The organism is Pseudomonas sp. 2024-210 (assembly GCF_045062345.1).
Taxonomy (GTDB): domain Bacteria; phylum Pseudomonadota; class Gammaproteobacteria; order Pseudomonadales; family Pseudomonadaceae; genus Aquipseudomonas.
The window spans coordinates 541,685-553,835 of sequence record NZ_JBJGEJ010000001.1 but is presented as its reverse complement, the minus strand read 5'-3'; the positions used below and the strand labels follow the sequence as shown (position 1 = coordinate 553,835).

The 12,151-nt window shown below is 53.5% G+C and carries 12 protein-coding genes and 1 rRNA gene; all 13 read left to right on the top strand.

What is annotated here, in order from left to right:
* The 13 genes from rrf (at window position 1) to ACI7MX_RS02570 (ending at window position 12,054) form a co-directional block, all read left to right on the top strand.
* A 5S ribosomal RNA gene (gene rrf, locus ACI7MX_RS02630) occupies window positions 1–115 on the top strand.
* A 299-nt stretch (window positions 116–414) separates the two neighbouring features.
* The gene (locus ACI7MX_RS02625) at window positions 415–1,074 is read left to right on the top strand and encodes a paraquat-inducible protein A (protein ID WP_314486496.1); all 660 of its coding nucleotides are present in this window, start codon (window positions 415–417) and stop codon (window positions 1,072–1,074) included.
* Entirely contained in the window at window positions 1,061–1,684 is a 624-nt protein-coding gene (locus ACI7MX_RS02620; RefSeq protein ID WP_314486494.1) for a paraquat-inducible protein A, read from the top strand. Before ACI7MX_RS02625 ends, ACI7MX_RS02620 begins: the two co-directional genes overlap by 14 nt.
* Window positions 1,677–3,980, top strand: coding sequence for an MlaD family protein (locus ACI7MX_RS02615; protein ID WP_314486493.1), 2,304 nt, complete (start codon window positions 1,677–1,679; stop codon window positions 3,978–3,980). Before ACI7MX_RS02620 ends, ACI7MX_RS02615 begins: the two co-directional genes overlap by 8 nt.
* A 442-nt stretch (window positions 3,981–4,422) precedes the next feature.
* Window positions 4,423–4,956, top strand: a complete 534-nt coding sequence (locus ACI7MX_RS02610) for a fimbrial protein (protein ID WP_314486491.1) — start codon at window positions 4,423–4,425, stop codon at window positions 4,954–4,956.
* Between the two features lie 58 nt (window positions 4,957–5,014).
* Window positions 5,015–5,581, top strand: a complete 567-nt coding sequence (locus ACI7MX_RS02605) for a fimbrial protein (RefSeq protein ID WP_405588435.1) — start codon at window positions 5,015–5,017, stop codon at window positions 5,579–5,581.
* Window positions 5,582–8,158, top strand: a complete 2,577-nt coding sequence (locus tag ACI7MX_RS02600) for an outer membrane usher protein (protein WP_405588438.1) — start codon at window positions 5,582–5,584, stop codon at window positions 8,156–8,158.
* A 41-nt stretch (window positions 8,159–8,199) separates the two neighbouring features.
* Window positions 8,200–8,916, top strand: a complete 717-nt coding sequence (locus tag ACI7MX_RS02595) for a fimbria/pilus periplasmic chaperone (RefSeq protein WP_405588441.1) — start codon at window positions 8,200–8,202, stop codon at window positions 8,914–8,916.
* Between the two features lie 20 nt (window positions 8,917–8,936).
* Window positions 8,937–9,500 carry a fimbrial protein gene (locus tag ACI7MX_RS02590; RefSeq protein WP_314486484.1) on the top strand — a complete coding sequence of 188 codons (564 nt, stop codon included), beginning with the start codon at window positions 8,937–8,939 and terminating at the stop codon, window positions 9,498–9,500.
* Window positions 9,501–9,510: 10 nt separating this feature from the next.
* Window positions 9,511–10,005: a fimbrial protein gene (locus ACI7MX_RS02585; protein WP_314486483.1), complete on the top strand. Its 495-nt coding sequence runs from the start codon at window positions 9,511–9,513 to the stop codon at window positions 10,003–10,005.
* Window positions 10,006–10,018: 13 nt separating this feature from the next.
* Window positions 10,019–10,498 carry a fimbrial protein gene (locus ACI7MX_RS02580; RefSeq protein WP_405588445.1) on the top strand — a complete coding sequence of 160 codons (480 nt, stop codon included), beginning with the start codon at window positions 10,019–10,021 and terminating at the stop codon, window positions 10,496–10,498.
* A gap of 11 nt (window positions 10,499–10,509) precedes the next feature.
* Window positions 10,510–11,064: a fimbrial protein gene (locus ACI7MX_RS02575; RefSeq protein ID WP_405588448.1), complete on the top strand. Its 555-nt coding sequence runs from the start codon at window positions 10,510–10,512 to the stop codon at window positions 11,062–11,064.
* Between the two features lie 63 nt (window positions 11,065–11,127).
* A complete protein-coding gene (locus ACI7MX_RS02570) occupies window positions 11,128–12,054 on the top strand; it encodes a fimbrial protein (RefSeq protein ID WP_314486478.1) in 927 nt (308 codons plus the stop codon).
* Window positions 12,055–12,151: the final 97 nt, after the last annotated feature.

The following is a 12,151-nucleotide window of genomic DNA, read 5'->3' as shown; positions in this document are numbered from 1 at the left end:
TTGACGACCATAGAGCATTGGAACCACCTGATCCCATCCCGAACTCAGTAGTGAAACGATGCATCGCCGATGGTAGTGTGGGGTTTCCCCATGTGAGAGTAGGTCATCGTCAAGATTAAATTCCAAACCCCCTGTCTGCTCACGCAGACAGGGGGTTTGTTTTTGTGCGCGAAAAAGCCCGAGCGAGCGACAAGCAATAGGGTTTAAATCCTCTGCATGCCCCAAGCTGTTCGCTTGCAGCTGTTCGCTTGCAGCTGTTCGCTTGCAGCTGTTCGCTTGCAGCTTGCAGCTTGCAGCTTGCAGCTGTTCGCTTGCAGCTTGCAGCTTGCAGTCAAAGTCCTACAAATAGCGCAGTTATTTTGCAGCCTGCGCACTAGAATAGGCGCAGTCATTTTTGTGTCCGAGACTTCATATATGCCAGATTCGGTTGACCCCCGCAGGGTGTCAGATTTACCGCTGGACGAGTTAGTGGCTTGCCATGAATGTGATTTGCTGATGCGCAAACCACAACTCGCCCTCGGTGAGAAAGCTCAGTGCCCTCGTTGCGGCTATGAGCTATATGCGCACCGGCATAACGTCGTCGAACGCAGCCTTGCATTGGTGATTGCTGCTCTACTGCTTTACGTGCCTGCAAATTTTCTTCCCATCATGCAACTCAATCTTTTGGGTCAGTCGTCGCAAGACACTGTCTGGAGTGGTGTGCTCGGCTTGTTCAATACCGGAATGCCAGGGATCGCTATAGTGGTGTTCCTGTGCAGCATGGCTATTCCTTTGCTGAAATTATTGTGCCAATTGGCAGTTTTACTCAGCATCCGTTGGGATATCGGCCGTAGCTATGGTCTGCTGATCTACCGCATTTATCATCATTTACGCGATTGGGGCATGCTGGAGGTGTATCTGATGGGGGTGCTGGTCGCGATCGTGAAACTGGCCGATTTGGCAGAACTGAGTTTTGGCTTGGGTTTGATCTGTTTTGTCAGTTTGTTACTGGTTCAAGTCTGGCTCGAAGTGGTGATGTCACCGCACCAGATCTGGCAGGCATTATCAGGGGAGGATACCCATGCGGGCGATTGATGCGGGTATCTTGACCTGCACCGAGTGTCACGAACTCAACAAACAAGACCCTGAAACAGACGAGCAAACCTGTACCCGTTGTGGTGCGCTAGTGCACGCTCGGCGTCCTGACAGCTTGAAACGAACATGGGCGTTGCTGCTGACTTCGGCCATTCTCTACATTCCGGCCAATCTTCTGCCGATCATGACCATCAACTCGCTGGGTCAAGGTTCACCCAGCACGATTATGGCCGGCGTTATCGAGTTGGTGCAGCACGGCATGATTCCGATTGCGGCCGTCGTATTTATCGCGAGCATTCTGGTGCCAACGTTTAAGCTGGTCGGCATCGCCTTGCTGCTGTTCTCAGTGCAGCGTCACCAGCCCTTATCGGCACGTCAACGCATCATCATGTACCGATTCATTGAATTCATTGGCCGCTGGTCAATGCTGGATATTTTTGTCATCGCCATTCTGGTGGCGGTGGTGAATTTTGGGCGAATAGCCAGCGTTGAGGCTAATCTCGGCGCTGTTGCTTTCGCCAGCGTAGTGGTGCTGACGATGCTTGCAGCTGTAACTTTTGATCCCCGACTGATTTGGGATAACACGGAGTCGGACGACGACCATGAGTGAATTACCTACTGCTAAAACCCGACCGGCTTCCAATTGGTCTGCTATCTGGATTCTTCCCCTTATTGCCTTGATCATCGGTGGCTGGCTGGGATGGCGTGCCTATACCCAAACGGGAATCGATATTCAGGTGCGTTTTGAGAGTGGCGAAGGCATCGTCGCCAACAAGACCGAAGTTGTCTATAAAGGCATGCCTGTGGGTAAGGTCAAAACCCTTGCTCTGGATGAGGACGGCCCGAACAAGGGCGTGATTGCCACCGTCGAAATGGACAAGGACGTTGAGCAGTACCTCAAAACCAACACTCGCTTCTGGTTGGTCAAACCCAGCGTATCTTTAGCGGGGATTACGGGTCTTGAGACCCTGGTATCGGGCAATTACATTGCCGTCAGCCCTGCCGATGGTGAGCCCACACGTAAATTCAAGGCATTGTCACAAGAGCCGCCCCTGTCTGATGCAAAGCCCGGTCTGCATTTAAGCCTTAAGGCTGATCGTCTGGGGTCGCTCAATCGCGGCAGCCCGGTGTTCTACAAACAAATTCAGGTCGGTCAGGTCAAAAGCTATGTGTTGTCAGAAGATCAAAGCACTGTAGAGATCAAGGTCTTCATCGAGCCGACTTACGCCAATCTTGTGCGCAAACACACGCGCTTCTGGAATGCCAGCGGGATTAGCATCGACGCGAATCTCTCGGGATTGAAACTGCGCAGCGAGTCACTGGCCAGCATCGTGGCGGGCGGTATTGCGTTTGCCACGCCTGAAAATCGTCAAGACAGCCCGCCAACGGACCCGAATTTACCGTTCCGTTTGTATGAAGACTTCGACGCCGCTCAAGCCGGCATCAAGGTCAAAGTCAAACTCAGCGATTTTGAGGGCCTTCAGGCGGGTCGTACGCCCGTTATGTATAAAGGCATACAGGTCGGTAGCCTCAAGACTCTCAAGGTCGATCCAGACCTGACCAGCGCCAGTGCTGAATTGGCCCTGGATCCTTTGGCTGAAGATTATCTGGTTAAAGGTACTGAATTTTGGGTTGTCAAACCGTCCATCTCATTGGCCGGTATCACAGGGCTGGAGGCTTTGGTTAAAGGTAATTACATCGCTATCCGTCCAGGTGATAAAGGCAATACCCCCGAGCGTGAGTTTGTTGCCCGCCCCAAAGCACCGCCCCTAGATCTGAGATCGCCAGGTCTGCACATGGTGCTCTTCACCGATAACCTGGGCTCGCTGGAAGTGGGTAGCCCGATACTCTACAAACAGGTCAAAGTCGGTTCGGTTCAGAGCTACCAGTTTTCGCGTACCAAAAAACAGTTGGTCATTGGTGTACACATCGAAAAGGAATACGAGAATCTGGTCAATGCCTCAACACGTTTCTGGAATGCCAGCGGCATAACACTGACGGGGGGGTTGACGGGTGGTATTCAGGTCAAGAGTGAGTCCCTGCAAAGCCTGATGGCAGGTGGGATTGCATTTGAAACACCTGAAGCCAAGGCGCCTCTGCAAAAGCGTATTCCACGTTTCCGCTTGTACACGGATCGGGATGCGGCCATGGAGCAGGGCGTGCCCATCACCATTAAAGTAGCCCGCGCCGATGGACTGCGCAGTGGCACGCCGATTCGCTTCAAAGGGCTTGAGGTTGGCAAGATTGAAAGCGTTGATTTGAGTGATGATTTGCAATCAGTCATGCTGCAGGCCCGCATTACTGAGGTGCCTGGGCGCATTGCTCGCGCGGGTAGCCAGTTCTGGGTTGTCAAACCTGAACTTGGCCTGATGAAAACCGCCAACCTCGAAACCCTGGTTACCGGCCAATACCTTGAGGTTCAACCCGCAGCGAAACAATCTGGCCCGCAGACTCACTTTGTCGCACTCGACCAGGCGCCTGAAGCCGCCATTTCTCAAGCTGGCCTCAGTCTGGTACTGAGCGCACCACGTCGTGGTTCGCTCAAAGAGGGGGTTCCCGTGACTTATAGAGAAGTGACGGTAGGCAAAGTGACAGGGTATGAGCTGGGCAATACCGCAGATCGAGTTTTGGTGCATATTCTGATCGAGCCGCGCTACGCGCCATTGGTGCGTAGCGGTAGCCGGTTTTGGAACAGCAGCGGTTTTGGTGTGGACTTCGGTTTGTTCAAAGGCGCGACGATACGGACTGAGTCCCTGGAGACTTTGGTTCAGGGGGGGATAGCCTTCGCGACGCCGGACGGAGACAAGATGGGTAATCAGGCGCGACCTGAACAAACATTCCCGTTGTTCGACAAGTCCGAAGACGAATGGCTTCAGTGGGCACCTAAAATTCCGCTCGCCAAATAACATCCCGCTATCCATGTAAACCGCGATCACTGATCGCGGTTTTTTTTTGCTCAATTTTTAGGTCATCTCTTCCCCTCACTTACCTTTGAGCCCTAGAAGTTTTTTTGAAACTTCAGGAAATTCCTACAAGCTTTTACAGAAATAGCAGTTAAATTCTTCACAGTTCCATCGCAAGCGTCATCGAGACATCAACGTGCAAATATGCATTTCAGTGTTGTTTCATGTGTCGGTGCGACGGTACGTAACTTAGCAATAACTGTTAAGTATGCTTCTTCTCGGCCTATTGATTATGGAGGGTTATTGCGTCTTTGACGCAAGGGTGGATAAGGACGTCTAAAGGTTTTGTCGGCGCGCAACTAAACGTTCCATAAAACTTGTTGTTTTCTCCCGTAGGCGCGTGTTCAAGCAATCTTTTTAATTAACTAAACGTAGGAATAACTGTATGAACGTTGCAATTAAAACAGCATTGGCATCTATGGTCTTGTTGGCGGGTTCAGGGTCTGTTGTATATGCAGCAGGTGCAGGCGAAGGGACTGTGACGTTTAAAGGCGCCATTATCGAAGCTGCATGTTCAATTGATCCTGATAGCGTTGATCAAACCGTTGGCCTGGGTCAGGTAGCAAAGTCGCAGTTGGCGGGCGGTGGTGTAGCCAGCCCCGAAGACTTCTATATCAATCTGACTGGCTGCGATGTGTCCAGTCTTACCGATAAAACGGTGACGACGACCTTCACCGGTGCAGAGTCGGCCGCCGTACCCGGGGCGTTGGGCATTGTGGGCACCGCTCAGGGGGCCGGCATCATGATGGTCGATGGCAGTGGCGCACCCGTTGTACTGGGTACGGCCACCACGCCTCGACTCTTGGCTGATGGTAATAACACACTGGCATTTGGTGCCTACTTGAAAGGCCAAGCCACAGGCGATATCACGCCGGGTGAATTTACCGCCGTGACTAACTTCTCGCTGGCCTATCAATAAGTATCTGCCCTGCCGCTGTTAGTTCAGTGGCGGGGCAGCACTTGAGTGGGAGATCAATGTGAATGTGTTATCGGCGTTGGTAGTTAGCGCCTCGCTCGTCTTGGGTTCAACCCTCTTTAATACGGTGTTTGCTGTTCAAGAACATAAAGATGAAGGGCGAGTCATGCTGAGTGGACAAATTCTTGATTCCGCTTGTGCGCTGGATGCCAACAGTGCTTATCAAGTTATTGAAATGGACCCTGTTCCAGTAGGGCGACTTGTTCGTGATGGCGAAAGTGATCCTCATCCGTTCTCGTTAAGTCTGGTGAGTTGTTCGCTGACCCGACCCGACCCGGAGCGTCCCGGTAATTACTTGCCAGACTCAGAGCATGTGCGTGTGACCTTCGAGGGGCAGACTGATCGTGAAGGTCGTTCGTTTGCCGCCTTGGGTTCCTCGCAGGGTGTGGCATTGCACATCACTGACGTGAATGGGCGCGAAAGCACGCCGGGCGTACCTATGGATCTTGCACCACTGAGCGGACGAGATCAGACACTTCACTATGTCATTCAACTGATCGGCAATGACCGTCCCATGGCTGTAGGAGCACACCGCGCTGCGGTGCGTTTCAGGCTGGAGTATTTCTGAATGTATGGGTTGTCTACGTTATTAACCCGTTCAGCATTCAAATCGATTGTGTGCCCCGGTGTGTTGGGTGGCCTGATATCGATGTGCGACGGGGTAAAGGCCGCAGAGGAGGTTCAGTTCAATACCGACATCCTCGACCTCAATGATCGCAGTAATTTTGATTTGTCCCAGTTTTCGCGCAGTGGCTTTATCTTGCCAGGCGCATACCCGATGGCTATCCAGGTAAACACCGAAACATTCTCAGAGCACACGGTGGCTTTTTACCCGCCAGAAGATGATCCCAAAGGCAGTCAGGCGTGTTTGACGCATCTTTTAGTAGAACAACTGGGTTTGAAAAAAGAGTTCGTCGACCAGCTTGCGTGGTGGAAAGACGGCGGGTGTCTTGAGACGAGCAGCTTGCCCGGCATGGAAGTGACGGGTGACTTGAGCAGTTCAACCCTGCGTATCTCATTACCTCAGGCCTACCTGGAATACAGCGCACCCAACTGGGACCCGCCCTCCCGATGGGATGAAGGGGTGCCAGGGCTGCTGCTTGACTACAACCTCACCGGGCAGAGCATTCATCAACGGCACGACTCTACACGCAATACCTTAACGGGTAACGGCACCGTGGGCGCCAATGCCGGGCCCTGGCGCTTGCGCGCTGATTGGCAAGGCCGTGTCGAAAGTGACGATACCCGCAGCGGACAAAAACTTGAGTGGACCCGGTTTTATGCCTACCGCGCAGTGCCCTCGCTTCAGGCGCGTCTCATGGTGGGCGAAAACTACCTGTATTCAGATCTGTTCGACAGTTTCCGCTTTACGGGTGTTTCGCTTAACTCTGACGACAACCAGTTGCCGCCCAACTTGCGCGGTTATGCGCCTGAAGTCGTCGGCGTGGCCAATACCAATGCCAAAGTCATCATCAGCCAACAAGGCAGGGTGATCTATGAAACGCTGGTCGCAGCAGGGCCTTTTCGCATTCAGGATCTCAACGATGCGGTTAGCGGCTCGCTGGATGTTCGCGTAGAGGAGCAGGACGGCAGCGTCAGTACCTTTAAAGTTGAATCGGCGAGTATTCCTTTCCTGACGCGGCCCGGAACGGTGCGCTACAAGTTAGCCAGCGGGCGTCCGTCTGATTTGCACAATGGCGGGCATGGCAGCGCGTTTGCTACGGGGGAGTTTTCCTGGGGTATCAGTAATGGCTGGTCGCTGTACGGCGGCGCTATCACGGACAACAACTACAAAGCACTGACGTTAGGGGCAGGACGAGACCTTCTGGGTTTTGGAGCTGTGTCATTGGATGTCACACGTGCCAGAGCTGTTTTGAATGACGATACGCTGTCCGGGGCGTCCTATCGTTTGAGCTATTCCAAACGATTTGAAGAGTACGACAGCCAGGTCACTTTTGCGGGCTATCGTTTTTCCGAAAAAAACTACATGAGCATGAGCGAGTATCTGGACGCCAATGAATACGGCGGCCCGGTGGGCGGCAGTAAAGCGCTGTATACCGCCACATTCAACAAGCAGTTCCGTGATGCTGGCGTGACGGCCTATCTCAATTACACGAATCAATCCTGGTGGGACCGTCCTGACAGTGAGCGTTGGTCTTTTTCGCTGGCCCGTTATTTCAACTTGGGCTCTGTGAAGAACATGAGCCTCTCCCTGAATCTGTTCCGTAACCAGCAACGAGATGTGCGCAGTGGCCATGAAAGCAGTACCGGCATGTACTTATCTGTCAGTTTTCCGCTGGGCAGAAGTGGCACGCTGACCTCCAGTGTCAATCGTGCGCTTGATAAATATAGCTACTCAACCCGTTTCAGTGATCGTCTGAACGAACGCAACAGCTATCAACTGTCGGCGAGTGATAACTCGGTGAGTGGCTATCTGAATCATACCGGCGACTTGGCGGATGTGGACTGGAGCGCCAGCGCGCAGGAGAAGGGATACACCAGTGTTAGCGTGTCTGCTCGAGGCGGCGGCACATTGACGGCGCATGGTGGGGCGTTGCATCGCAGCAGCAGCACGGGTGGAACACGGTTGATGGTCGATACCACCGGGGTACCCGACGTACCCATACGGGGCTATGGCAACCCGACTCGCAGCAACGCATTCGGTAAAGCCGTGATTGCGGACGTCAACAGCTTTAACCGAACGGCTGCCAGCGTTGACCTTGAAAACCTGCCTGCCAATGTCGAAGCCACCCAGTCAGTCACGCAGCTGACATTGACGGAAGGGGCCATCGGTTATCGCACACTGGAAGTCATCTCCGGTGAAAAAGCGATGATTGAGCTACGCCTGCCCGATGGCAGCGCTCCGCCCTTTGGGGCCACGGTCAAGAATGAAAACCAACAGAACACAGGCATCGTCAATGACGGTGGCAGTGTTTACCTGAGCGGCATCCAGCCTGGCGAAACCATGACGGTCAGTTGGGGAGGGCGTGAACGTTGCACCCTCGTGATGCCTGAGACCCTGCCCGTGGATGGCCTGGTCACGACCTTAAGCCTGGTATGCCATGTCCCGGCGTCTGAAAAAACCTTGTCTGCGCCAACGTCGCTGACTGACAAGCGAATTGAAACGGAGAAAAAAACCTCATGATGACCCCCCACCGCTGTGTTCCCTTTTTGCTTGGGTGCTTAATGTTCAGTCTTTTCAATAACGCCAAGGCCGCGATTGGGCTGGATCGAACGAGGGTGATTTTTGACGGCAGCAAAGACGCTGTCAGTATGAATATCACCAACAACAACACCCAATTACCCTACCTCGCTCAAGGCTGGATCGAAGATGAGCAGGGCAACAAAATCACCTCGCCGCTGACGGTTTTGCCACCGGTACAGCGTCTGGAACCGGGTAAAAAAAGTCAGATCAAGGTGCAGGCATTACCCGCGGCCAAACTGCTCGCGCAAGATCGTGAGTCGGTTTACTACTTCAACCTGCGTGAAATTCCGCCGCGCAGTGATAAAGCGAACACGTTGCAGATCGCGCTGCAGACACGCATCAAGCTGTTCTATCGACCGGGCCCGATCATTCCAAGTCAGCAAGAACTGTCCACTCCCTGGCAGCAAAAACTGACGCTGACCCGTGAAGGGGATCACTACCAAGTGAACAATCCCACGCCTTACTTTGTCACGCTGGTCGATGCGCGCAGCGGTAAAGCTGCCAAAACAGCCGCGCAGTTTGAACCACTCATGGTGCCGCCAAAGGGCTCATTGACGCTCGGGCCGAGTGCTTCTGCACTCGGTTCTACCCCTTATTTGACCTACGTAAACGATTACGGTGGGCGCCCGGTGCTGGCGTTCAGCTGTACAGGCAACACCTGCAAAGTAAACGTGGATGCGTCGCCAGGTGATGAGTAACGCACGCGCAGGAGTGATTTATGAAACCTGACTCTGTGTCACGTTTGACCGGGCTGCTACTGGGGCTGTCGACATTGTCGGCCCTGGCTGATAGCGAGGGTCTACTGGATATTTCAGGCTCGTTAAACCATGCGCCCTGTGTCCTTGAAATGACCTCAGCCTATCAGACGGTCGACCTCAAAACTGTGCCGCGCAGTGTGTTGATGCGTCCTGGAGACGGCGCCACCCCCCAGGCGTTTCAGTTACGTTTTCTGGATTGCCGACGTGCTTCCGGCAGCGTGCTCAATGACCGTACAGGCACGCTGGTCTGGAGTGCGTACCAACCTGTCGTCAGCGTGTCTTTCGTTGCGGTGGCCGATGCGGATGACCCGCGTCTGGTGAAAGTGCAGGGCGTTAGCGGGATGGGCTTGCGTTTGACTGATTCGCTAGGGCGCGATGTGCGTCTTGGCTCGCGGGGGGCACCTTTGTTTCTGGCCCATGGCAGCGACACGCTGACCTGGCATGTACAGCCCACACGGACATCGGCCGCCTTGACCAATGGTGCTTTTCGGGCAGCCGTGGATTTCAGGCTGAACTATGAGTGAGGAAAAACGAATGGCCAAGATTACATATTTGGGGGCCGTCTTCATCTGTGGTTGCGGGTTGTTGAGTGTGGGCCAAGTCGTTCATGCAGAGGTCGGCCTGACTATTCGGGGCGTAATTGTTGCACCTCCTTCCTGCGTCATTAATGGGGGGAGCACGCTCAATGTTCCTTTTGGCAGTGACCTGATGACCACCCGCATCGACGGTGTGAACTACAAACGCAGCGTGCCCTACACCGTGACGTGTACCGGCCATTCATCGAATGGCATGACCTTGAAGCTGCAAGGCACCGGAGCTGCTTTTGACGGTACAAGCCTGAGTACAAATAACACTGATCTTGGCATCAGGCTTTTCATGAACGGCAGCGTATGGCCTCTCAATAGCCTGAAAAATTTCACTTACCCGACCTTGCCAACGATGGAAGCCGTCCCCGTCAAAAAGTCTGGCTCCACTCTGCAAGCCGGGGCGTTTTCCGCGTCGGCCACGTTGGTGGTTGCGCAGCAATGAGAAGGAAAGACAGATGAAATTCTGGCAACAGCCGGTTCTTTTTGCTGTGTGCTCGGTGTGTCTTGCCAACGCAGCAATGGCCAATCTTGCCTTTAACGGCACGCTGATTGAACCCCCACCGTGCACCATCAGCAGTGGTAACACCCTCGAAATTGATTTCGAGGATGTCGGCGTTAATAACATTGATGGCCTTAATTATCTCGAGCGCGTGAATTTCTCCATCACCTGCTCTGCGGGCACGTTGCCTTGGGAGATGGTGCTGACGGTCAGGGGAGTGGCCACGGCATTCGATCCTGCGGCGGTGCAATCAAGTGTTGTCGATTTGGGCATCAGGCTTTTGCAAGATGGCAACCCCTTCGACCTTAATACGTTGTTGGTCATTAACCCCACAACGCCACCCATATTGGAAGCGGTGCCGGTCAAACGGCCCGGTGTGTCGTTCAATCCCGGCGGGTTTAACGCCACGGCGACGCTACTGGCTCAATACCAGTAAGGAGTAAGCCCATGAACACACAAATGAGTCGCAAGGGCAGGGCAGTCTGCTCGATGGTGCTTTTATCAGTGAGCCCTTGGCTGATGCCTGGCAGCGTCTACGCGGCAGATAATTTTAGTTTCAAAGGTCGGCTGGTGGCAGAGCCGTGCTCGATTCGTCCTGGCGATGAGGCACTTGAGCTTGATTTGAGAGAGGTTTCTGCCCAAGAGCTTTATCTCAACAACCGTACGACAGGACGACCCTTTGAAATTCATCTTGAGGGCTGCGATACCCGTATCGCGGACTCAGTCACCACCACGTTCAGTGGCGTAGAAAGTGCAGAACTGCCGGGATTGTTAAGGCTGGATGGCGGTAGCGCCGCATCAGGTGTCGCGATAGGGCTTGAAACGCCCGACAACACACCGCTGCCTTTGAATATCACCAGCGACAAGCAAACCTTAAATGACGGTCCAAATACCATTGCGTTCAAGGCTTTTATAAAAGGAGAACCCAGAGCCCTTGCGGATCGGTTAATTGTGGCGGGGCTGTTTACGGCGACTTCAACCTTCACGTTGGATTACCCGTAATCATATCTGCGAATGCAGATGCCTAGCGTTAGCCTAAATAGCTTTTTCACTGTAGAGACCAACATGAACTACCTGACTGGCATAGTGCTGCTGTTGTTAATGCAAAGCGTCATTGCATCTGAATGCAGGGTAAATGGTGGGCCTTGGGTAAGCGGAAACTGGGTGCCCGTCGAAGTCCCGGTCATAGCTAACCCGAGTACGGGTCGAATCGATCTGGACGGATTTCGTTTAGAGTGCCGATACACACCTGATGGCGGGCCCTCTTCCAGAAAAGACTCTTGGCACACAATCGCAGGTGGCGTGTACGCTCCTGAACTCAGCAGGTACCAAATGGGACTGCGTATTCACAACAGGGATTACCTGAGTCCAGTGCCGGGCGGAATTCATATAGCAACGATGCCCAATAACGGAGTCGGCGTCGATTTGGAAACTTATTTGTATATCCTCACTCAAGGTGCGCCCGGCAGCCCCATCAATATTCGCGCCGGCGATGAGTTTGCTGTCATCACCGTGAGACAAACCAGTAACTATGGCAGTGATCGAAACATCTATATTTATCTCATTGCGGCCAATAGCCTCATTATTGAACCCTCCACCTGCACCATTAATAACAATCAGCCCATCGAAGTTAATTTTAATAATGTAGACCGCACTCTAATCGGAGAAAGTGTCAGCAGTACCACAATACGTGCGGACAAACGGCTTGAGTACCGATGCCCGGACGCGGGCATCACCCTGCCTATCACCATTACATTCAAAGGGCTGCCTGCTTCGTTCAACACGAGTGTCCTGGGAATGAGCAATCCCAATCTGGGGACGGGGTTAGTGCGAGCGGGTGCTCAGGTAGCGCCGGGTGGATCATTTCGAACCAATATCTACAACAGTTCTGGCAGCGATACGGTGACGTTTGCACTGACTCGCAAGCCCGGTAGTACTCCCGCCACCGGGGCGTTCTCGGGCAGTGCCACATTGGTGATGGGTGTGCCCTGATCAAGTGAATGCGTAGCCGTTGACGAGTAGAGCGGGTCGTTCGAAGCCTTCGTTTCTCGTCAGCGACTCCACGCCATGTGTGCTGTTGGTGTGCCCT

Excerpts from the sequence above, each read along its gene's own strand:
- ACI7MX_RS02625 (WP_314486496.1), top strand. The coding sequence starts at position 415 with ATGCCAGATTCGGTTGACCCCCGCAGGGTGTCAGATTTACCGCTGGAC.
- ACI7MX_RS02620 (WP_314486494.1), top strand. The coding sequence starts at position 1,061 with ATGCGGGCGATTGATGCGGGTATCTTGACCTGCACCGAGTGTCACGAA.
- ACI7MX_RS02615 (WP_314486493.1), top strand. The coding sequence starts at position 1,677 with ATGAGTGAATTACCTACTGCTAAAACCCGACCGGCTTCCAATTGGTCT.
- ACI7MX_RS02610 (WP_314486491.1), top strand. The coding sequence starts at position 4,423 with ATGAACGTTGCAATTAAAACAGCATTGGCATCTATGGTCTTGTTGGCG.
- ACI7MX_RS02600 (WP_405588438.1), top strand. The coding sequence starts at position 5,582 with ATGTATGGGTTGTCTACGTTATTAACCCGTTCAGCATTCAAATCGATT.
- ACI7MX_RS02595 (WP_405588441.1), top strand. The coding sequence starts at position 8,200 with ATGTTCAGTCTTTTCAATAACGCCAAGGCCGCGATTGGGCTGGATCGA.
- ACI7MX_RS02590 (WP_314486484.1), top strand. The coding sequence starts at position 8,937 with ATGAAACCTGACTCTGTGTCACGTTTGACCGGGCTGCTACTGGGGCTG.
- ACI7MX_RS02585 (WP_314486483.1), top strand. The coding sequence starts at position 9,511 with ATGGCCAAGATTACATATTTGGGGGCCGTCTTCATCTGTGGTTGCGGG.
- ACI7MX_RS02580 (WP_405588445.1), top strand. The coding sequence starts at position 10,019 with ATGAAATTCTGGCAACAGCCGGTTCTTTTTGCTGTGTGCTCGGTGTGT.
- ACI7MX_RS02575 (WP_405588448.1), top strand. The coding sequence starts at position 10,510 with ATGAACACACAAATGAGTCGCAAGGGCAGGGCAGTCTGCTCGATGGTG.
- ACI7MX_RS02570 (WP_314486478.1), top strand. The coding sequence starts at position 11,128 with ATGAACTACCTGACTGGCATAGTGCTGCTGTTGTTAATGCAAAGCGTC.